Source organism: Candidatus Syntrophosphaera sp. (genome assembly GCA_019429425.1).
Lineage (GTDB): Bacteria > Cloacimonadota > Cloacimonadia > Cloacimonadales > Cloacimonadaceae > Syntrophosphaera.
The window spans coordinates 1-20070 of sequence record JAHYIU010000044.1 but is presented as its reverse complement, the minus strand read 5'-3'; the positions used below and the strand labels follow the sequence as shown (position 1 = coordinate 20070).

Sequence of the window (20070 nt, the reverse complement as noted above, 5' to 3'; positions counted from 1 at the left end):
TACTATCCCCTGGTCTACGCCGATTGCTTCCGCCGCAAAAACGACGCACTGATGAGCTATTTCACCCGCATCTACGACGGCTACTGGTTCAAATTCTGCCTCATCATCCGCCTCTCCAAGATCACGCCCCCGGAATGGGACCGCGCCGCCGCCTCAGGTGACTACGAAGCCCTCTTCCGCGCCAACCCCGTGGACCTGGATACCGCCGCCCAAGCCTGGACTCTCTGCCACTTCTACATGAAAAACGTCGAACCCCTCCTCGCCCTCATGGACGAAAAGGACAAGCTCGCCTGCGAACGCAAGGTCGTCGAAACCCTGATGAACAAATTCGGCGGCCGGGCCAAACACTCCGAACTGATGAACGCCTGCCACATGCGCAAACGCGAATTCCAGGAAACCATCGCCAGCCTCATCGACCGCGAGGCCATCACGGTCGAAAGCTACTCCCAATACAACCACACCGGAAAACTCTATGTGCTGAACCGGGCGATAATCGAATCCTGGGGGAAATAACATGAGCGCCAGAGGAAGATCGCCGCCCTAACTGACACGCCCCCTGCCGCTGTCATCCCGGGCTACCTGGAGTCGAGCGAGGAACGAGCATGGACTACAGGAACACCCCAGCCTCAACCTCACTGTCATCCCGGGCTCCGGGGCCCTCGCCGCACAACTTGTTTGGGTGGTGGGGTGGTTGACCCGGGATCCAGTCTTTTGATATCAAACAAGGAGGACAAGCATGAGGCAGATAAAATCAACTATAGCATTAGAAGTCCACATAATCTCCCATTTATCCAACTTGCTCCCTTCTTTGTTGTTTACGTTTTATAATCTTAATGTGTTAAATAGGAGTATTCAATGAATTAGTAATTTACTTGTTCTGTGATCTGCTTTGACACCCCTTCCAGATAGATTGTCCACATTTTTTTCCCACCGTTTTGATTGTATACTCCAACCATGTGTTTATCGTAAAAATCTGTTGTTTTTTTATCTGCTCTCTCATTCAGAACTGCGTCTCTTGATTCAATAGCTTTTATATCGTCATAGACAGAGATGACTGCGAAATTATGATTGCGGCTATCGTATTCGAGGGTTTTTCCCAACTTCAGCATGTCATCCAAGTTCCTTTTATCTGGAGATATCAACACTAGTTTTCCCCAGCCACGTCCTTGTATTTCCCAGCGTTTGACCACCTTATACTCAACCAATTCAGGTATGTTTGCCGGTTTATACCCTCCCTTATTGGATGAATCCATTGCCTTGAATACGGCGTGAATCAAAAAAGGCAGGAGTATTGCCGCCAACAATATGAAGATGATCAGATCACATCCGCTGGCCTTTAATTTCTTGCCGCAATGAGGGCACACCTTCGCGCTGCTGCTAACCTCACCCCCGCATTCATTGCATTTTTTCAAAGCCATGTTTCCTCCATTTGTTTTCAAAACTCTGAAATCAAATAAGAACTTTTTTCTTTTTAATAACTGCGCATTCTACATATGGCTCAACTAGGGTTTATTGCTCATGCCTTCATACATAACCACGGCATCCAGCAGTTCATGAGCGTGCTTATATATATCATCCAGGGATTCCAACTCGTGTTTAGTTTCCTTTTTCCCTTCGCCGATGGTGTAGAGGTATTTCTTTTTCCCGTCCAGATACAATCTGCAGATCGGTTTGCGGTTGTTGTTATCCAGCAGGATGCCAAAGTAGGATTTCGTGTCGCGATGGAACACCCTGTTTAGCGGTATCTTTTGGGAGAGGATGGCCTTGACGATGTAGAAGGCTTCCATTTCTTCAAGAGTGGTAACGATCCCATCATCTTTCTGAGGGGCTTTGTCTTTGTTTTCCAACGCTTTCTTCTCCTCTTCCTCCTTTTCTTTGTTCAGGACTGTTTTCAGGCGTTCAGTGATTATCTCGCTGATGACCGCGTTGAATGATTTCCTGGTTAGCTCAGTGAACTGTTCGAGTACATGTGCCATCATTTTCCCGGTATAAACAGTTTTGGCCAAATGTCTCACCAGGCCCTCGCTGGGATTGGACATCTCCGCCTTGATAAGCGATTTCAATTGGTTGGTGTACTGCAGCTCACTCGCGGTGCTGAGAACGTTGTCGATGTCGAAATAGGATTTATGGAATTTCTTCAATTCGTCGATCTCATTCTCTTTGATATCGGTCATGTTGATCTCGAAGAAAGGCTTTTCATCCATCTTGTTCGGTGCCTTGAGATCGGTATAAAACCTATAGATGATGCCATTGGTGAGGATCCCGAATCTTGCCCCGGACACGTGAAAATACCTAAGAAGCTGACCTTCATGGACGTTCAGATCGTGCCCGCAATGTTTGCATTCGATCAAGATCATTGGCTTGCCTTCCTTAAAGATGGCATAATCTATCTTTTCCCCTTTTTTCGTGCCTATGTCGCAGACGAATTCCGGAATAACTTCCATGGGATTGAAAATGTCATAGCCCAATGCCATGATCAAGGGCATGATGAAGGCGTTCTTGGTCGCTTCTTCGGTCTGGATTTGTTTTTTGAGTTTTTCGATCCTGTCAGACAGCTGTATGATCTGGTCTTTGAAATCCACTTGTTCCTCCCAAGGGTTTTTTTACAAATCAAATGAATCTTTGAAATCTGTCAAATAAAAATAACATCCGATATAGGGTGGACGCCCCGAATCAGTCCTTTTCCGGTTCTTTTTTCTTGGTCGCCTTGATCAGCAGGGTGGCAAACTCGCCGCTCAGCAGAGCAAAGAAGCCTGTTCCGGTTATTACCAGAATGGCTGAAACGATCCTGCCGTCGGAGGTGACCGGATGTACGTCTCCATAGCCAATGGTCGTGAGCGTGGTGAAGGCCAGCCAGATCGCGTCCCCAAAGGAATGGAGGCCGGGATTCACACCCACCTCATATCGGTTGTAAGCCAGGGAGCAATAGCCAAAAATGATCAGCAGGCAGATCATGTAGAAAGCCAAGGCCGATTCCATCGGTTTCTTCTGGAAAGCCTTGAACAGTCCCACGATCCCGCGAAATCCGCGCAGAAAACGGAATATCCGGAACACGCGCAGGAACCTGAGACTGGGGATGAAGGGGATGGCCGAGACCAGGTCAAAAATATGATATAGGAAATAGCGGCCCTTCTTTTCCGCCTTGATGAAGAAGTAGAGCCAGTCGCCCAGGAAGATCAGGCAGATGAAAAAGTCGATCACCGTCACGATCTGGAGCAGCTTGGGCGGGAATTCGAGAATGAATTCCAAAGAGAGTTCGATCAGAACATACAGTGACAGGAAGAAGATGAAGTATTTATAGAGGCTTTGTTTGTCTTTCATTGTTCAAAGCTGATGTTCGTTTCGTATTGAGGCAATTCCTCTCCTCTGTTCAGTTTGTTCTGAAGTTGAAAATAAAGATTCCACTGGCTTGGATTGGAGCTTGTTCGAAAGATCGTTTTCTTTTCCTTGCCTTCGTAGGCTATTGAAAATCCGTCTGTGTATTCTTCCAAGCGGATGATCTTGTTCAATTCGAATTGCTTGGTTTTCGTAGCGCCGATGAATACTATCCTCTTGTTGGTGAAAGTCAATTGCCCTCGGTCGATCTCCTTCATTTCGTCATGCCTTCTGGAAACCGACTGGGATCCGCCCAGATACAAGCCTCTGGCGACCCTGACCGCACCGCCTGCCCGATTGGAAACTGAAACAGACCTTTCCTCCATCATGACCGCGGAATCATCCATGATGTGGGCGGTTTCGCCCTGCTTCAGATTTATCGGGGATTCCGCCTCAGGAAGCTTCTTGTTCTCGTTGGCGTAATTGATTATCGCCCTCAAAATATCATCCCATTGGAGCGATGTCTCATTGCTCTGGGATTGCCTTGCCATTTGCCCTGGCAAGCGTTTTTTCTTATTGTTTAAATACCAAACCACAGCCGCTACAACCACAACCACAATCAAAAGCGGAAGCAGATTGTCCATATTATCCTCCTTCGGACCAAACTCCAATATAAAGTTAGTTTATTCAGACGGGAGAATCGGTCAAGAAATATTTTTGGGAGGTGACATGGTATTATTTTGGCTTTCTTTTCCCAAACAAAGCAGAACCGGCATTGTCCGGGGCGGTCAAGGGGGGTTAACAATCGTAACAATATCACAGGCCAAAAAGGACATTGTGTAGAATTGACTCTCTGTGGCACAATGACTTAGCCCAACTCTAAACAACTCTACACAAAGGCTTGTGTAGAATTGACTCCTTGTCCCACAATGAGTTACAGCAAAAATACACAAAATACCGGGGTAGGAGACCCAGCCCGAAGGGGGCAAGATTCGGAGAAGGGCAAGGTGCAGGAGAGTGTAAGAGCATATCTATTAGTATTATAATAATCTTATATATTACATATAAATATATCTATATATTACATTATATTCTTGCTTAACTTACTGCATGGGCTGTTCCCCGGGACTGGATCACCCCCTCTCCTGTGCCGGCATGTCAACCGCCACCGTTTGCCAGGCGGGGGGACGTACCCCGTTATTTTGTGTATTTTTGCCGTAAGTGCTTGCCCCACAATCACTCAATTCTACACAAGGTCTTGTGAAGACTTGATATTTTTGGTTTTTGAAACGCGTAAAGCTATGTCCCGCAAGCAGTCAACTCTACACAATGCCCACCTGGGGAAGGGCGCGAGGATCCCAGACAATGTAGAATGTAGAATGTACAATGTAGAATTGGCCCGCTGAGCATCATTCATTCTTCATTTTTTCATTCTTCCTTGAACTGGGTAACCCACTATCTATGGAGGGGAAGTTTCCCAAACGGCAAGCGCCCGCCACCCGCTTACCACCCCTCCGGCAAACGCCCAGGCGGCGATTGGTTAGCGAGTGGTGGACGTGAGGCAAATGAATGATGAAGAATGGAAATGTGGAATGTAGAATGAGGTGTTTTAGCGTTTTAGCGTTTTAGCGTTTTAGCGTTTTAGCGTTTTAGCGTTTTAGCGTTTTAGCGTTTTAGCGTGCCACCGGTCTCTTTATCCGTTCAATCCGTATAATCCGTTGAATCCGTAGGAATATCCATTAAATATCTGCGTAAATCTGCGCTTTTTATCTGCGTCATCCGCGGGAAACAACACCCGCGCCAGCCCCTCTTGCCCTTTTGCCCTTTTGCCCTTTTTACAAAACCAAAAAACCAAAGCTACGCAATAAGGAGGAACATTATGCGAGCCTACTTCAAAAACATGATCCAGGCCTACCGCGGCACCTGCGACGGGTTGGTCTATTACTACAACCCTCGTCTGAAGCGCGTGATCGTGCGACCCTGGTTCAAGCCCAGGCCCTGCGAGGCCACCCTGCGCTTCGGGCGCATCGCGAAGAACCTGAAGGCGCTGAAGCCCTCAGAGGGCATGAGAAGCGACCTCAGCGTCTACGTGGACATCCACAACCGCCGCACCGCCAATGAAGACGTGATCCTGCAAAACTGGTACAATGCCTTCACCCGGATGATGTGGAACCTGGCCAAGGAAAGCCCGGAAACCATCGACCTGGAATTCATCTCCAGAACCTACATCGAGCTCCACGACCTGCCCTGCCGCTCTGTCAAAAGAGCCGTGGACGCCGGGCTTCTGGCTCCGTTGAACGGGTATGAGCTGCTCACGCAGGAGATGTGATGGGTTACGCGTTATGCGTTATGGGTTACGCGTTACGGGTTACGCGTTATGCGGGGAGCCATGTAGCCGGAGGATTCCGATCCTCCGCCAGGGAAACGGAGCGGAAGCCCCGCAAGCGGGGGCAGAGCTTTGGAAAGCTCTGGCTACAGGCCCACGCGGGAAAGCGCGGAAAGAAGAGAAAAAACCACGGAAAAAGAAGGTATCAGGATGAGCAGGAATACGATGATCATCAGGATCAGGGGCCAGCCAGCCCCTCCAGGGGCGCCAGAACATAGGCGGGCGGCGTAAGCCCCCGTACCTGGAATGATAACAAGGAAAAGCCCCGGAGGGGCGAAACAACTTAGCCCAGGGTGGAAACCCTGGGTAAGGAAGGATCATGACCCCATCACGGATTCCCCACCCCGCCCCTGTCCGCGGCTCAACAAGAGCCGCGGACAGGGATGGGGTGGGGTTTGACAAATATATGACCATTACCTCATAACCCCAGGGTTGCCACCCTGGGCTAAAATATGCCGCCCCTGCGGGGCTGAAAAGACTGGCTGAAAAGGCGGAACGGCGTCCGCCTGTACTGTACCGGCGTCCGCCTGTACTGTAGCGGCGTCCGCCTGTACTGTAGCGTCGCACGCCGTTGCGACAACATGGCTGGTCTTGGGATATTGCTGGAGTCCATGCTCGTTCCTCGCTCGACTCCAGCGGGTGCGCGGGGGATCGGGAAGCCGAATTCCGATTCGGCGATCGGACGGAGTCCGATTCATCGGTGGAAGGGCTCTGCGAGCCCTGTGGCAAATCGGAATTTGCCACCCCAAAACCCAGCGCCTCCGGGTCTAAAAGACTTCAAGCCCGGGATGACAAAGCGCCCGGGATGAAAAAGCGCCCGGGATGACAAAGCTCATGGGCCTGGCGGAACGGGCGGCTCATGACGAAACAAAAAACCCCGGCCTTTGTGAGCCGGGGAGGGGATGAAGCATTGTCTGTATGGGGAAGAGGCACCTGACGCCATATGGGGATGAGCAACCTGGCGCCGTAGGGGTGAGGATTTACCTGACTGAGATGACTTCCACGACCTCGGGGATCTCTTCCTTGATGATGCGCTCGATGCCGGCCTTAAGGGTGAGGGTGGCCATGGGGCAGCCGTTGCAGGCGCCCTTGAGGCGGACCTCGATCACGTTGTCCTCGCGGATGTTGACCAGTTCAACGTCGCCACCGTCGGCTTTGATCGCCGGGCGAATCTTTTCCAGTATTGCTTCGACGTTTTGTTTTAGTATCATGTTGTTATCCTTATTAACGAGATTATCTTCAGTTTATAAGCTAAGACAAAAAGCGCGGAAGGCAAATCTCCCGCGCCAAATGCAGAACTGATGGGGCTTATTGGGTGATCTGGACGCTCAGGGTGTTTCCCGAGGGATAGATCAGGTCCATGGTGTTGCCGTTGACAGTGGCGATCTTGACGTCCTGCCCGTCGTTGACCATATACCAGGAGCTGTTGTCCGGATTGAACAGGAGGTGGACCTGTTGCCCGGAATTGGCGCCGGCGATCTCATCGATGATGATATTGTTTTTCGTGATGGTGATCTTGTACTCGGCGTCCTCGGTCTGGGCGTATTTGATGACTTCCTCGCCCGGACTCATCGCCATTGGATTTGATCCGGTCCAGAATTCGATCGTGTTGAGGACTAAAAAGTCAATCGAGGTGGCCACCGAATAAACCGGGATCCAGAGCAAGATCCAGAAGATGAGGTTGTTGATGTACTTGTCTCCCAGGGAGCCGTTCCATTCATAGAGTTTGCGGGTGAGGGAGAAGTTGCCATAGCAACTGAAAAGGCTTGCCAGCAGGAATGAGGCAAGTACGAACATGAGCACGACTTTCTTGACTTTTTTCATCAGTTCCTCCACTGAATTTAATTTGAATCCCCTTTGGCAGGGACTTGCTTTGATGTCAAGTAATAAAACGCGGGGATGATCACCAGGGTGAGGAAAGTGGAGACGATCAGGCCGCCGATGATTACGATCCCCATGGGCATGCGCATCTCTTTGCCGGAGGATCCCAGGCCCAGGGCCATGGGCAGCATACCGATCACGATGGACAGGGTGCTTATGATGATGGGCTTGAGTTTGGCCTCGCCGGCTTCCAGAAGCGCGTCATGGGGGCTGATCCCCCTTTTGCGGCGCTGGTTCGCGTAATCGAGAAGGAGGATGGCATTGTTGACCACGATGCCCACCAGCACGATGATGCTCATCATGGAAACGATATTCAGGCTCTGCCCGCTGATCAGGAGCGCGAGAATCACGCCGATCAAGGCCATGGGTATGGTTCCCATGATGAAGATCGGCTGGACTAAGCTCTCCAGGATCGCCGAAAGCAGCATGTAGGTGAGAAGCATGGCCAGAATAAAGGCCTGCAGCATTGCCTTGATGGTTTCGGAGAGCATATCAGCCATGCCGCCCCAGACGATCTTGTATCCGGATGGAAGCTCGAGATCCCCGATCCTTTCGTTGATCGAGGCGACCACGTCTCCCAGGCTCGATCCTTCAGCCACATCGGCCGTGAAGATGATTGTTTTGCTGCGGTCGCGGTGGGTGATCCGGTTCGCGCCTTCACCAAAATCGATTTCCGCGAGTTGGGAAAGAAGATAGGGCTGGCCGAAGATGACGACGCTCAGGTTGCGCAGTTTATCCGGGGAATCGACCGCGTCGTCTTCCAGGGAGATCTTGATGTCATATTTGTTGTCGCCTTCCGTGTATTGGGTGGAAACCATGCCTTCCACGGAAGCGCGCAGAGCAAGGGCCAGGTCGTAAACAGTGGCTCCCACGGCGGCCATCTCGTCGCGTTTGGGGATGATAGTCAGTTCCGGCCTGCCCGCGCGGGTGCTCGTATCCAGGTTCATGATGCCCGGAGTATCATCGATCAGCTGCAGTATCTCGTTCTTGATTTGCTCCAGGCGTTGGTTGTCCTGCCCCTGCAGGTAAAATTCGATCCCGCCCGTAGCTCCGCCTATCTCGGCGCTTTCCGCGCTGACCTTGATCTTCGCGTTGGGGATGTCCGCCAGTTCTTGGCTGAACTGTCCCGCCAGCTGTCGCGCGTTGACTTTGCGTTGGCTCTTATCCACGAGCTTGATGCTTGAGGAGCCGATGTTCGTGCCGGAATCCACAAAGCCGGAGGATCCCAGGGTCGTGATCATGTGCTGGATCTCCTTGTGTTTGCCGAGGCGGGTGTGGATCTCATCATAGACTTGGGCAGTCTGCTCCAGGTTGTAGCCTTGGGGAAGTTCGATACTCAAGGACATTTCACCCATGTCCAGGTTGGGCATGAATTCCAAGCCGATAACGGGCAGAAGGGCGAAACTGAGGATCAAGACTCCGATCACCCCGAATATGATGTTCCGGCTGTGTTTCTTGGAAGCAAGGACTGTGGTCAGGAAACGCTGGTAAAGTCCGGCGAATTTGGCAAAGCCACGGTCAAAGGAAACTCCAAAGCGGTTTTTCCTGCGCTTCTCTGGAAGGATGCGGGAAGCGAGCATCGGGGTCAAGGTGAAGGCCATGATGAGGGAAAACACCGTGGCTATGGCAACCGTCAGCGCGTATTCGCGGAAAAAGACTCCCACCAGAGATCCCATGGTGGCAATGGGTAGGAAAACCACGATATTGGTCAGGGTGCTCGCAACTATTGAGATCGCGATCTCGGAAGTCCCGAGTGAGGCAGCGGTGCGGCCGTCGTTGCCCATGTCCTTGTGGCGGAAGATATTTTCGATTACAACGATAGAGTTTGTCACCAATATTCCCACCGATGTCGTAATGCCGATCAGGGTCATCATGTTGAAGCTGAAACCGAAGATCTGCATGAACATGAAGGTGGAAATGATGGAAACCGGCATGGAGAGGGCGACGATGATCGTGGAGCGGAAATCGTGCAGGAAGATCAGCAGGAGAATGCCTGTCAGCAGTATTCCCAGCAGAATGTTGCTGAAAGTGTCGGTGACGGTGCCATTGATGAAATCCGAATTGTCCTTCACCACATCGAGGTTCACGCCCGCGGGAAGTTCTTCGCGCATTACGGGAAGCTCGTTCATCACTTCTTCAGAGATGGAGACCACATTCCCGTCGGGCGCGTTGGTGAGCGAGATCAGCACAATGTTCTCTTCGATCTGGCCGGATGCCACTTCGTAATAGATCGAGCGGCTGCGGACCTCTTCCTGGCCATCGATGACCGCGGCGATGTCGCCCAGCCTCTTTGCTCCGAAGGCTGTGGGGATCTTCGCGTCGGCAATCTTCTCCACGTTTTCGAACTGGCCTCTGAGATGTACGGAATACTCCTGCGAGCCCTTCTGGAAGTTGCCCGCGGGCATGTCCAGGTTTTGGGCGGCCAGGATCTGCATCAACTGGGCGAGGGATATCCTGTTCTCAAAAACCACGCTGTCTTTGAGGCGGACCTCGATCTGGCGCTTGTTTCCGCCGGTGATGCTGACCTGTCCCACACCCTCGATCTGTCCGAAGCGGTCCCTGAGTTTGGTATCCGCCAGTTCATACAGGGCTCGTCCATCCATGTTTCCCGAAAGGATAACATCCATGAAAGGACGGGCATTGATATCCAGCTTCATCACGATCGGCTTTTCCGTATTCGCCGGCAGCTCGCGGATGATGCCGTCCACCTTGTCCTTGATCTCCTGGTTCGCGATGTCGATGTCCTTTTGCATCTTGAACGCCACCAGGATGATGCTGGCGTTGTCCATGGAATAGGACTGCGTGAAATCCACCAGACTGACCGTCGCTATAGAATCCTCGATCCTTTTGGTGACCTGGGTTTCCACCTCGCTGGGCCCGGCCCCGGGATAGATGGTTTGGATCACGATGTAGGGGAGGGAGATATCCGGCATCAGATTCAGGGGCAGGGAAAAATAGGCCAGGATGCCGAACACCACGAAAACCAGGATCGCCATGGCCACCAGAATGGGGCGTCTTATCGATAGATCTGATAGAAACATGATTCCGTCCTCAATCGATCACGCGGATCAGCGCGCTGTCATCAAGCAGGCTCAAACCTTCCACGATCAGGGCTTCGCCTGGCTCCAAACCGGAGACGACCTCATATTGCAATTGATTGTCCAGGCCGGTCTCGATCCCGCGTTTGACAGCGTGGTTGTTTTCGTTTACCCAGACATATTTGGTGTCGTTTTCGCTGATCATGTGCTCACGGTTGACCAGGATCACGTTTTCCCTGGCCAGTGTCAGCAATTTGATCTGGGCGGTGCTGCCAAAGCTGATGCGCGGATTCGCGCCAGGGAAGGTGACTTCGACCGGGACGGCCTTGGCATATGGATCCAAAGCGAGGGCGATCCGGCTGACGCTTCCTTTGAGAGTCTGATCACCCCAAATGGCGGTGGCGGGGGTGCCAGGTTTCAATAGTTGGATGTCCTGCGCGGGTATCATGAGCCTGGCTTTGAAACCGTTTGTGCTGGATACTGTGAACAGGGGCTGGCCGGGATAGGTTTTATCTCCCGTATTGACCATGATGTTGGTGACCACTCCACTGATGGGGGAGGTCACATTGATCATCTGGGAACTGGCCTCCAGATTGGCCTGGGCCACCTTGTACTGGGTTTCCACGTTGTCCAGATCCTGCCGCGAGATCGCCCCCTGGGCAAAGAGGTTGCTCATCCGCTCGTAAGCTTTGCGGGTGGCCTCAAACGCAGCGCTGGCCTGTTCATACTGGGCCGCGGGAGTGTTTCTGGGAAAGGTCAGGACCAGTTGTCCGGCAGAAACGCGGTCTCCCACCCTGACCTTGACGGAGGTCACGAAATCCGAAACCATGGCCGACGCCGTTGATTCCTCGCGTCCTCCCAAAGCTGCGTTGTAATCCAGTTCCCGGGTGAACCTCTCCAATTCCAGGATCCTCACCCGCACGGGAATTCCCTGCTCCCTCTGAATCTGCTCGATGTTCTTTCCCGTTTCGTTCTTTTTGCCGCAGGCACCGATGAGCAGTGCCGCGGTTATCAATCCAATTAGCATGAGCTTTTTCATCATTGTCTCCATTATAATCTGATACCAAGGGCTCTCTGAAGCTCCCGCGTGGCGGATATCACTTCATAGATCGCCTGGAAATATTGCAGCTTGATCGCGGACAGGGTCGTCAGGGCGTCAAAGACCTCCAATTGGATCCCCATCTGGTTTTCATAGCGTATCTGGGCAAGTTGCAGGCCGCGCTCGGCCATTTGGATATTTTGGGCCTGGACGCGGAGATTTTCCTCAGCGTGCCTTAGTTTTTGATAGTTTTGCGTGATCTCGAGGCGGATCAGGTCCTCATAGTCCTGCTGCTGCAGCTTGGCGTACTGATAGTCATGGCGCGCCGCGCTGCGTTTGGCCGCGTTGGAAAATCCCGTGAACAGTGGAACTGAAATGCCCAGGCCCACACTGTAGTTGGAGCCAAAATCATCCTTTACGATCGCGAATTCATCAGCCGCCGTATACAGCGAAGCACTGGCCTGCAGGCCGAGATTGGGCAGAAAATTCCCTTTTTCGGTCTTCCACTGCAGTTCGGCCACTTGGGTGGCGATCTCCGCCATCTGTAGTTCCAGCCTGTTCTCTGTTCCCTGCCGCAAGGCTTCTTCCAGGGTGATATCCAGTTCCGGGGGAAGAACGAATGTGCCTTCCGGAACCAGGTCTGATGCCGGGGCGCCGATCTGGGTGCGGAAGGCCGCCAGGGCAAGCTGATAGGTGTTTTCAGCCTGCACCATTTGGGGCTCCAGTTTGGCGATCTCCAATCTTGCCCGCAAGAGATCGAATTCCGAAACCATTCCCTCTTCGGCAAAGGAGTCCACCCGCGTCAAATGGAGGCGCGCGGTCCCCAGGGCTTCGGTCTGGACGTCCACGAATTTTTCGGATAGCAAGCAGGCATAGAACATTTTGGCAGTATTCAGCACCACGTCCTGTTCCTTGAGCTGATAGTTCAGGCGCTGGATGGCGCGGAACCTGTCCACCGATCTGACACCGTTGAGCAGCTTTCCGCCGGTGAACAGCACCTGATCCAGTTGCAGGGAAAGTCCCAGCGAACCTTCGTTCATAGGCGAAGAAGGGATGAGGGAATTCACGATCCCGGAAAGTGAGCCGGCCAGATAGTGGTCATTGTAGGTGGCCAGCGAATCCAAACCGAGGGAAAAGTTCATGGGCGATGGGAGCGCGGAATCCGGAAGATAGGTTTTGGCGAGCTGATATCCGCCCACAAGTTTGAGCTGGGGAAAGAGGTTGCCGCGTACGTCCTTGTAGGTCTGATCAGCTTTCAGGACCTCCTCACGCGCCATCAGCAGCGCCTTGTTGTTCTCCCGCGCCAAGTCTATGCTCTGCTCCAGATCTATGCCCAAAGACAAGCTTATAGTGGCCCAGAGCATCATTATGATGACTGTTGGTTTCATATCTGTTTCCTCGTTTTGGAAGCTGTGTTTCGCTTGCTGGTGGCAGCCGGTGTTTGTTTCACTATGCCGAACAGCAACAACTGGATGATCAGTTCATGGTCCCGTTCGATGCGCTGGATGATGCGTTCCTTGTCACTGGCGTCGAACCAGGAATCGCCCATCAGAAACCAATCGTTGATCAGTTCGCTGAAGCGGCCGGAATCTATCTGTTCGTTGATGATGCCCTGCGCTTTGCCCTGGTCCATGATCCTGGCCAGCAGGTCGTTCATCCGGTTCCGGTAGTCCTGGCGGTTCTCATCCAGTTTCTGCAAAAAGTTCGGAGGGATCTGCCGCAAGGCCTCAACCAGGATGGGCATGTTGTCGAAGATGTATTTCATCGGCAGCCGCAGGAAACAGGATAGTTTCTCATTAAAGTCCGGCGCGGCCTCGATCTCGGAGTTCAGGGCCGCGAACAATTCCTCGGCTTTGAGCTGGATGGCCGCGACGAACAACTCCTCCTTGCTGGGAAAGTAATAATAGATCGTCGCCTTGGCGATGTTGGCGCTACGGGCGATATCTTCCAAAGAAGTTTTCGCGAATCCATAATGCGAAAAAAGCTCTATTGCCGCGGCCAGGATCCGGTCCCTTTTGTCTGTTGCAGGCTTCATCTGCTTCACCTCTCTTGTTAAAACGCTCTGAAACAGCGCACTTGCGTGGTATGTTTCGAACATTCGACCCATTCGTATCAAAGAGTCAGTTTGTCAAGTTATTTTTCGCGGTTTTGCCAGATCCGGGTGTGGATTTTTTGCCTCAACTACCTTATCCAAGGCTGTGCCTCACTTGCGGCCTGTCAGAGAGCCTGAGCTTGTGGGGTGGTTTATTCCAAGGCATGGAGTTGGGAAGCCGGATTCCGCTTCGGCGATCGGACGGAGTCCGATGAATTGTCCCAAGCGACCTGCGGCCGCTATGGTAAATCGGAATTTGCCACCCCCAAACCCGGCACTGTATATAAGCTTGATAACAGCCGTGACGGGTGGCTAAATCAGGATCTTGGAGCTATTGTTTCAGCGCTTGTTCCAGGCGGCGGCGAACTTCGGCCAGGCCCAGGATGTCGAAGGTGGTGTGCAGTTCCGGGCCATGCTGCTGATGGATCAAAGCCAGGCGCAGCGGCGCGTAGAAAGCCTTTCCTTTTAATCCCAGAGAGGCGATCCCCTCTTTGACAAGCGCGTCCAGCTCTTCCGGGGGGATGGCTCCAATCGAGGGAAGTTTGTACAAAAACCAGTTCAGAACGCTGCGCGAAGGCTCTGTGCCGAGAAATTCCAGGTCTTGCGGCGCCAGCTTTTGGGGGCGGAGGAACATCTTGCTGTATTCCGCCAGTTCTGGCAGCAGGGTGCAGCGTTCCCGGGCGGCGGCGACGATCTTGAGCAGCGTATCCTGATCCGGCAGGGATATGGCGGCTGTTGCAAACCAGGGCAGGGCGCGTTCGGAGACCTCTTCCAGAGGCAGGTTGCGCAGATACCAGCCGTTCATCCAGTCCAGTTTGGTGAGGTCGAAGATGGCCCCGGCCTTGTTGACGCGCTCGAGGGTGAATTCCCGGCAAAGCTCTTCCAAGCTGAACAACTCGCGGTTTTCAGCGCTGTGCCAGCCAAGCAGGGCCACGAAGTTGAGCAGGGCCTCCTTCAGATAGCCCTTTTGGAGGTAACTGTCCACCGAGACGTCGTTCATGCGTTTGCTCAGTTTGCTGCGGTCGGGGTTGAGGATCAGGGGCAAATGCACCCACAGCGGTGTTTTCCAGCCCAGGCACTGATAGAGCCAGATGTGCTTGGGCGTGCTGGAAAGCCACTCCTCGCCGCGAATGACATGCGATATTTCCATGTAATGGTCGTCCACCACGGCGGCCAGATGATAGGTGGGAAAGCCGTCGGATTTGACCAGGACCTGGTCGTCGGATTGGGCGGAATCCATTTCCACGTGGCCGCGGATGAGGTCGTCAAAGCTGAAAGTGTGGCTGTCCGGCATCTTCAGGCGGATGACATGGGCTTCCTTCCGATCCAGGCGGGCCTTCACTTCCGCTTCGCTCAGCTTGAGGCAGCGGCGGTCGTATTTGACGAACTGGCCTTGTTTCTGTTGCTCCTCCCGCATTTGGGAAAGAGTCTCTGGCGAGCAAAAACAATGGTAGGCGTACCCTGAATCAAGAAGCCGCCTTGCTTCCCGGTGATAGAGTTCCAGCCTTTCTGACTGGATGTAGGGGCCAAAATCCCCGCCGATGCCGGGTCCTTCGTCGATCGCGATCCCCAGCCTGCTCAGGGAACTGATCAGATCTTCGATCGCGCCCTCAACATAGCGGGAACGGTCTGTATCCTCGATCCGGAGGATGAACTTGCCTCCGCTGTGGCGGGCAAAGAGAAAGTCGTAGAGGGCGGTGCGCAATCCGCCTATATGCAAGTAGCCGGTGGGGCTGGGCGCGAAACGGACTCGGATGTCGTTCATGTCTGATCCTTTATGGCCTGGCCAGATTGGGGAAGTTGCTCAACTGGGTGTGATGGATCACACGGTAATGGGGGGAATATAGCTCGCGGTATTTCTTTGAATGACTGGGTATTTGATCATTATGAATGTATTGATCCAGTTCAGCCTGTTCAGTGGCAGTGGGTTTGATGAATTCCAGAACCAGCGGCAGGGCATCTTTCCAGATCCTATGCCAGTTTTCGGGATCGATCCCTGCAGCGCAGCGGGAATTGAGAAGGCTCTGGGTGAGGATGTCGATCTGCTTCCTGCCCACCTTCCTGAAGCGCTCGCTCATGTAGTCCGAAAAAGAGGTGAATCTGGAAAAGGGTATTTTGGGCATGCTGATCAAGGCAACCAGGTTGATCCGGTAAAAACCCCGGCCACAACCGATATCCTGCCAGAAATTGCCCGCGTGTTCGGTGATCGAATTCAATTCCCGGCGCAGGTTTCGGGCAATTTTATCGGGATCCGGATCGATGTGGGTGGGGCCGTAATGGGATTGGTTGAGCAGTTTATAGAGGTCAACCAGCCTGGCCTGGGGATGAAGGCCGAGCTCCTCTTCCAGAATTTGGCGCAATTCTTCGGGGCTGAAACTCAGAGAATCATTGAGCATGGACAATTGCTCCGTCGCGGATCACGGCGAGCGTGGCCGCGCTTTGATAGTCGAAGGGTTGGGTGAAATCGGTGTCCATGACGCTCAGGTCGGCCATGAATCCAGGCTCTATCTTGCCGCGCAGGTCTTCCTCATGGCTGAGCCAGGCGTTGTTATCCGTATAGATCCTGATGGCCTGGGCCGGAGTCAGCCGTTCCGCGGGATTGTGGTGGTTGATGGCGGCGTGGAGCGACATGGCGATATTCAGTTCGGTGATGTACCAATCGCTGGAGCCGCAGACCTTCGTGCCCATCCCCGTCAGACTGTCAAAGCGGTTCATTTCCCTGCTTCTTGGGGTTCCCAGCCTTGCAGCGTAGAAACCACTATCGCCGCCCCACAAGAGGTCAAAGGCCGGCTGCATCACAGGCACCGCCCCCGAGGCAGCGATCTCTCTCATTAGCGGATCCGGAGTAAGTTCACAATGAATGAGCTGGTGCCTGGACGCGCAGACATCATCCCGGCCCAGCTTCAGATAGGCAGTGTTGATCTGCCGGATGGCGGCGTCGCCGATGCAGTGGACCCCAACCTGGAGTTTGTGCCGTTGGGCTTCTGTTACAAAATCACGCCAGAACGCGTTATCCTGATAGAGCAAGCCTTTTGTGCCCTGATCGCTGTAGGGATGGGAAAGAGCGGCGGTGTGCGAACCGATCGATCCATCGGCCAGGATGCAGCCCCCGATCCTCTTTGCTCCAAGTTCGAGGGCGTCCCGGATGTTGAAACTCTGGGGGTATAATTCATATCCCACCGGGAATTCGATCAAACGGTCGCGGATCAGTTTGTAGTGTTGATTGCTTTGCTGGGCATCGCCGATCATGGTGTGGATCCTGGTAAAGCCGCCTTTCAACGCGACTTGGGCAGCCGTGTGATACGCCTCCAGGACCGTATCATCGCTGATATTATCCTGCAGCCAGTTGACCGACAGATCGTTGTCCGCGCCCCGCAGAACCTCATCCGGTCTCGTCAAGCCGGGAACCTGCTTGCGCGCCTGGCTGTTAAGAACGCAGGAATGGCCGTCCACGCGACGGAGCAAAAGATTGGCCCTGGGACACACGGAATCGAGTTCCCGCATGGTGGGGAAACGTTTTTCCAGGATATCGTTCTCATCAAAGCGCCAGGCAAAGATGGGGCCGTCCTTTTCCTGGCAGGCCATGAACAGCAGGGACAGGACCTCATCCAGGGTTCTGCAGCCGGAAAGGTCTACACCGGCAGTATAGAGTCCTCCAGAGTAACAATGGGTGTGCGCGTCAATGAAGCCAGGATAGACATAGGCGCCGTGCAGGTCAATCTTTTCCAGATCAGGAGCGTCGATGCCGTCCTCGCGCAGTAGTTTCGCTATCTTGCCCTTTTCCGCCAACAGGGCTTTGACAGGGTTGGCGAAACCATCGTCGAGATAGAAATGAGCATTATGGAAGAGTTTCATTTACAGCGTCTTATATCCATATTTATGAAGTAATGCTTGAAAACATATCGTTAATCATCTTGTAAAAGAGATGGATGGGAAAACCCATAACGTTGAAATAGCAGCCTTGGATGCGGCGGATGAATTGCGAGCCGTAACCTTGGATACCGTAGGCTCCAGCCTTGTCCATCGGCTCCTTGGTCTGGATATAGGCGTCGATCTCGTTTTCCGAGAGCGGTGCGAACTCCACCAGGCTGCGTTCATAGCGCGTTTCGCAGCGGGCCCGCCAGCAGACGCAGATCCCGGTATAGACCTTATGCGTCTTTCCAGACAGCATTCTCAGGTATTCGGCAGCTTGTTCCAGCGTTTCGGGCTTGCCCAATATGGCCTTGTCCAGGACCACAATGGTATCCGCGCCGACGACGATCGTCTCTGCGTCCATTTTCGCGGCAATCGCGAGGGCCTTGTTTTTGGCATGCCTCATGGCCTGCAGATACGGAGTTTCGCGGGTTAGGGGTTCGTTGATCCTGGCCGGGATGATCAAAGGCGCCAATCCCAGGAGTTTGAACAGGGCTTTGCGTCTGGGGCTCTCAGAGGCCAAAACGATCTTTCTTTCATGCAAAAGCTTGTGTATCATAACTATATTCCTGCATACCCAGATGACGGGGAGGCTGATTAAGTCAATAAATTTCTTGAAACACAAAAAAAGGCTTGCCTGAAAAGGCAACCTGAAAAAAGCTTGCTTTCATAACAAAATACCTGATCCAGGAGGAATTAAAATGGGACGCATGCATATCTTTAATGCTGGTCCAGCGGTGCTTCCGGAAGAAGTTCTACGTGAAGCTCAGGCAGATCTGTTCGACTACAAGGGCATGGGCCTCTCCGTGATGGAGATGAGCCATCGCAGCAAGGAATATCAAGCCATCATCGACGAAACGCATGCGGCCGTGAAAAGGATCTACGGCCTCGGCGATGACTATGACGTGCTTTTCCTGCAAGGCGGAGCATCCATGCAATTCCTGATGGTGCCGATGAATTTTGCCACTGAAGGCAAGATCGCGAACTACATCAACACCGGCATGTGGTCCAAGAAAGCCATCAGCGAAGCCAAGAAACTGGGTAAACAGATTCACGTCGCCGCCACCAGTGAAGACCGGAACTTCAGCTATATTCCGAAGGACTGGACCCTTTCGGCGGATCCGGCCTATCTGCACATCACCACGAACAACACCATTTACGGCACCGAATGGAAGACGGATCCGGTCGCGCCCAAATCGGTGCCCCTGATCGCGGACATGTCCTCAAACTTCATGAGCAAACCGATCGACGCCCATAAATACGATCTGATCTATGCCGGCGCACAGAAGAACGTGGGACCGGCCGGCTGCGTGGTTGTGATCATGAAGAAGAGCATGCTGGAGAGGATGAACACCCCGCTTCCCACCATGCTGGACTACAAGACCCATGCCGGCAAGGGTTCCATGTACAACACTCCGCCCACTTTCACGATCTACATGATCGGGCTGGTGCTCAAATGGATCGAGGATTTTGGCGGCCTCAAGATGATCGAGCAGAACAACATCGCCAAGGCGGCCTACATCTACAACGCGATCGATGAATCCGACGGATTCTACAAAGGCACCGTGGACAAGGAAGACCGTTCTTTGATGAACATCACCTTCCGTCTGCCTTCCGAGGAACTGGAAGCCCAGTTCGTGGCCGAAGCCAAGAATAACGGCATGATCGGCCTGAAGGGCCATCGCGACGTTGGCGGATGCCGCGCCAGCACCTACAATTCCCTGCCTCTGCCGGCCGCGCATACCTTGGGCGAATTCATGCGTGATTTCGTGACCAAGCACGGTTGAGCACAATCAGAACCAAGATACTCAATGTAAGATCAATGCAGGCGGGAGACGGGATTCTCCCGCCTTGCTGAATGAAAGAAGAGGATATGACAATACTGAACCTGTTTCTCCGCGGCGGCATACTGATGTATGTCCTGGTGCTGATCTCCATCGCAGTGGTGGCGATCGTGATAGATAAATACATCTACCTGTTCCGGATCCGTAAAATACATGAAAGGCTCCGCAACAAGATCTTTATGCAGGATAATCCGGAGCAGATCCGCGAAGTTTTGCAGGACCAGGGGAAAAATTGCCCGTTGGGATCGATGCTGGCCAAACTCTATGCCAATCAATCCCCGGAGTTGGAATTGATCCAAAACAGCATGGAATCCACTGCCAACCTGGAATTGCACAAGATGGAAAAGGGCATGGGCTGGCTCTCGACATTTGCCGCGATCGCACCCCTGATCGGATTTTTGGGCACCGTCACCGGCATGGTGCGCGTGTTCATGAACATTCAGGGCCAGGGCCAGAACAGCGTTGATATCAACGTCCTTGCTGGTGGCATCTGGGAAGCTTTGTTGACCACGATCGGCGGCTTGATCGTGGGCATCGTGGCGATCGTTTTTTACAACGACATT

Annotated in this window: 18 protein-coding genes; 4 read left to right on the top strand and 14 right to left on the bottom strand. The window is 53.1% G+C overall.

Annotation, left to right across the window (positions count from 1 at the left end; all coding sequences use genetic code 11):
- A partial coding sequence (locus tag K0B87_05940) for a hypothetical protein (GenBank protein MBW6514281.1) occupies positions 1 to 513 on the top strand: 513 nt, incomplete at its 5' end.
- Positions 514 to 860: 347 nt separating this feature from the next.
- Here K0B87_05940 and K0B87_05935 read toward each other — a convergent pair.
- The 4 genes from K0B87_05935 to K0B87_05920 form a co-directional block, all read right to left on the bottom strand.
- Positions 861 to 1418, bottom strand: coding sequence for a zinc ribbon domain-containing protein (locus K0B87_05935; GenBank protein MBW6514280.1), 558 nt, complete (start codon positions 1416 to 1418; stop codon positions 861 to 863).
- An 84-nt stretch (positions 1419 to 1502) separates the two neighbouring features.
- Complete coding sequence (locus K0B87_05930; protein MBW6514279.1) at positions 1503 to 2582, bottom strand: type I restriction enzyme HsdR N-terminal domain-containing protein; 1080 nt, start codon at positions 2580 to 2582, stop codon at positions 1503 to 1505.
- A gap of 91 nt (positions 2583 to 2673) precedes the next feature.
- Positions 2674 to 3321 (bottom strand): ion transporter, encoded by a 648-nt coding sequence (locus tag K0B87_05925; GenBank protein MBW6514278.1) that lies wholly within the window; start codon positions 3319 to 3321, stop codon positions 2674 to 2676.
- Positions 3318 to 3815 (bottom strand): hypothetical protein, encoded by a 498-nt coding sequence (locus K0B87_05920; GenBank protein MBW6514277.1) that lies wholly within the window; start codon positions 3813 to 3815, stop codon positions 3318 to 3320. Before K0B87_05920 ends, K0B87_05925 begins: the two co-directional genes overlap by 4 nt.
- A gap of 1379 nt (positions 3816 to 5194) precedes the next feature.
- On the opposite strand from K0B87_05920, the gene K0B87_05915 reads away from it, so the two are divergent.
- On the top strand, positions 5195 to 5644 hold the full coding sequence (locus K0B87_05915) for a hypothetical protein (protein MBW6514276.1): 450 nt from the start codon (positions 5195 to 5197) through the stop codon (positions 5642 to 5644).
- 1037 nt (positions 5645 to 6681) lie between these two features.
- On the opposite strand, the gene K0B87_05910 is transcribed toward K0B87_05915, so the two are convergent.
- The 10 genes from K0B87_05910 to K0B87_05865 all read right to left on the bottom strand — a co-directional run bounded on the left by K0B87_05910 (position 6682) and on the right by K0B87_05865 (position 18222).
- A complete protein-coding gene (locus tag K0B87_05910) occupies positions 6682 to 6912 on the bottom strand; it encodes a NifU family protein (protein MBW6514275.1) in 231 nt (76 codons plus the stop codon).
- Between the two features lie 97 nt (positions 6913 to 7009).
- Positions 7010 to 7525, bottom strand: a complete 516-nt coding sequence (locus K0B87_05905) for a DUF3332 domain-containing protein (protein ID MBW6514274.1) — start codon at positions 7523 to 7525, stop codon at positions 7010 to 7012.
- Between the two features lie 17 nt (positions 7526 to 7542).
- Positions 7543 to 10623: an efflux RND transporter permease subunit gene (locus K0B87_05900; protein ID MBW6514273.1), complete on the bottom strand. Its 3081-nt coding sequence runs from the start codon at positions 10621 to 10623 to the stop codon at positions 7543 to 7545.
- Between the two features lie 10 nt (positions 10624 to 10633).
- A complete protein-coding gene (locus tag K0B87_05895; GenBank protein MBW6514272.1) occupies positions 10634 to 11659 on the bottom strand; it encodes an efflux RND transporter periplasmic adaptor subunit in 1026 nt (341 codons plus the stop codon).
- Between the two features lie 11 nt (positions 11660 to 11670).
- Complete coding sequence (locus K0B87_05890; protein MBW6514271.1) at positions 11671 to 13047, bottom strand: TolC family protein; 1377 nt, start codon at positions 13045 to 13047, stop codon at positions 11671 to 11673.
- Positions 13044 to 13694 carry a TetR/AcrR family transcriptional regulator gene (locus K0B87_05885; protein MBW6514270.1) on the bottom strand — a complete coding sequence of 217 codons (651 nt, stop codon included), beginning with the start codon at positions 13692 to 13694 and terminating at the stop codon, positions 13044 to 13046. Before K0B87_05885 ends, K0B87_05890 begins: the two co-directional genes overlap by 4 nt.
- A gap of 388 nt (positions 13695 to 14082) precedes the next feature.
- Entirely contained in the window at positions 14083 to 15516 is a 1434-nt protein-coding gene (gltX, locus tag K0B87_05880) for a glutamate--tRNA ligase (protein ID MBW6514269.1), read from the bottom strand.
- Between the two features lie 10 nt (positions 15517 to 15526).
- Complete coding sequence (locus K0B87_05875; protein MBW6514268.1) at positions 15527 to 16147, bottom strand: hypothetical protein; 621 nt, start codon at positions 16145 to 16147, stop codon at positions 15527 to 15529.
- Positions 16137 to 17606, bottom strand: coding sequence for an amidohydrolase family protein (locus tag K0B87_05870; GenBank protein MBW6514267.1), 1470 nt, complete (start codon positions 17604 to 17606; stop codon positions 16137 to 16139). Before K0B87_05870 ends, K0B87_05875 begins: the two co-directional genes overlap by 11 nt.
- Positions 17607 to 17628: 22 nt before the next feature.
- Positions 17629 to 18222 carry a Maf family protein gene (locus K0B87_05865; GenBank protein ID MBW6514266.1) on the bottom strand — a complete coding sequence of 198 codons (594 nt, stop codon included), beginning with the start codon at positions 18220 to 18222 and terminating at the stop codon, positions 17629 to 17631.
- Between the two features lie 142 nt (positions 18223 to 18364).
- Between K0B87_05865 and serC the strand changes: the two genes are divergently transcribed.
- Both serC and K0B87_05855 read left to right on the top strand, forming a co-directional pair.
- On the top strand, positions 18365 to 19450 hold the full coding sequence (gene serC, locus K0B87_05860; protein MBW6514265.1) for a phosphoserine transaminase: 1086 nt from the start codon (positions 18365 to 18367) through the stop codon (positions 19448 to 19450).
- 86 nt (positions 19451 to 19536) lie between these two features.
- The coding region (locus K0B87_05855; protein MBW6514264.1) for a MotA/TolQ/ExbB proton channel family protein at positions 19537 to 20070 on the top strand (534 nt) is incomplete at its 3' end.

Excerpts from the sequence above, each read along its gene's own strand:
- K0B87_05935 (MBW6514280.1), bottom strand. The coding sequence starts at position 1,418 with ATGGCTTTGAAAAAATGCAATGAATGCGGGGGTGAGGTTAGCAGCAGC.
- K0B87_05925 (MBW6514278.1), bottom strand. The coding sequence starts at position 3,321 with ATGAAAGACAAACAAAGCCTCTATAAATACTTCATCTTCTTCCTGTCA.
- K0B87_05915 (MBW6514276.1), top strand. The coding sequence starts at position 5,195 with ATGCGAGCCTACTTCAAAAACATGATCCAGGCCTACCGCGGCACCTGC.
- K0B87_05910 (MBW6514275.1), bottom strand. The coding sequence starts at position 6,912 with ATGATACTAAAACAAAACGTCGAAGCAATACTGGAAAAGATTCGCCCG.
- K0B87_05905 (MBW6514274.1), bottom strand. The coding sequence starts at position 7,525 with ATGAAAAAAGTCAAGAAAGTCGTGCTCATGTTCGTACTTGCCTCATTC.
- K0B87_05900 (MBW6514273.1), bottom strand. The coding sequence starts at position 10,623 with ATGTTTCTATCAGATCTATCGATAAGACGCCCCATTCTGGTGGCCATG.
- K0B87_05895 (MBW6514272.1), bottom strand. The coding sequence starts at position 11,659 with ATGAAAAAGCTCATGCTAATTGGATTGATAACCGCGGCACTGCTCATC.
- K0B87_05890 (MBW6514271.1), bottom strand. The coding sequence starts at position 13,047 with ATGAAACCAACAGTCATCATAATGATGCTCTGGGCCACTATAAGCTTG.
- K0B87_05885 (MBW6514270.1), bottom strand. The coding sequence starts at position 13,694 with ATGAAGCCTGCAACAGACAAAAGGGACCGGATCCTGGCCGCGGCAATA.
- gltX (MBW6514269.1), bottom strand. The coding sequence starts at position 15,516 with ATGAACGACATCCGAGTCCGTTTCGCGCCCAGCCCCACCGGCTACTTG.
- K0B87_05875 (MBW6514268.1), bottom strand. The coding sequence starts at position 16,147 with ATGCTCAATGATTCTCTGAGTTTCAGCCCCGAAGAATTGCGCCAAATT.
- K0B87_05870 (MBW6514267.1), bottom strand. The coding sequence starts at position 17,606 with ATGAAACTCTTCCATAATGCTCATTTCTATCTCGACGATGGTTTCGCC.
- K0B87_05865 (MBW6514266.1), bottom strand. The coding sequence starts at position 18,222 with ATGATACACAAGCTTTTGCATGAAAGAAAGATCGTTTTGGCCTCTGAG.
- serC (MBW6514265.1), top strand. The coding sequence starts at position 18,365 with ATGGGACGCATGCATATCTTTAATGCTGGTCCAGCGGTGCTTCCGGAA.